Origin of the sequence: Pseudomonas sp. MWU13-2105 (assembly GCF_023242315.1) — a bacterium.
Lineage (GTDB): Bacteria > Pseudomonadota > Gammaproteobacteria > Pseudomonadales > Pseudomonadaceae > Aquipseudomonas.
Map to the genome: position 1 here is coordinate 1 of NZ_JALLIY010000079.1, position 680 is coordinate 680.

Annotated in this window: 1 protein-coding gene; it reads left to right on the forward strand. The window is 62.1% G+C overall.

All coding sequences use genetic code 11. The features are described from left to right. A partial coding sequence (locus M5B96_RS32380; RefSeq protein ID WP_248801235.1) for an AMP-binding protein occupies positions 1-680 on the forward strand: 680 nt, incomplete at both ends.

Consider the following 680-nt stretch of genomic DNA (forward strand, 5'->3'; position numbering starts at 1 on the left):
CGTGTCGCTACCAGTGGTGACGCAGTAGCGGTGGTGGACGAGAAGGGCAGCCTGACTTACGACGCACTCAACCGACAGGCCAACCGTATCGCCCAGCGCTTGATCGGCCTGGGTCTCGGCCCGGACGACCGGGTGGCGATCTGTGTGGATCGTAGCCTGGAAATGGTCGCGGGGCTGCTGGGGATTCTCAAAGCTGGCGCCGCTTATGTGCCGCTGGACCCGGATTATCCGATTGATCGCCTGACCTACATGCTGGAGAACTCTGCCCCGGCGGTGATCCTCACCCAGGAAGCCTTGCGTGCGGTGCTTCCGCCAAGCGATGTGCCGGTGCTGTTGCTCGATCCCGAGCATGCCGAACGTGAAGGTTTCCTCGCACAGCCGGACACCAACCCGCTGCGGGCCGAGGTGCGTCCCGAGCATCTGGCTTATGTGATCTACACCTCGGGTTCCACCGGCCAGCCCAAAGGCGTGATGAACGAACACCGTGGCGTGGTCAACCGCCTGCTGTGGATGCAGGACGAATACGGTCTTAACGCTTCGGACAGCGTGTTGCAGAAGACACCGTTCAGCTTCGATGTGTCGGTCTGGGAATTCTTCTGGCCGCTGTTCAATGGCGCACGGCTGGTGATGGCGCGTCCGGGTGGTCATCGTGATCCGGGCTATCTGCGCGAAGTGATTCG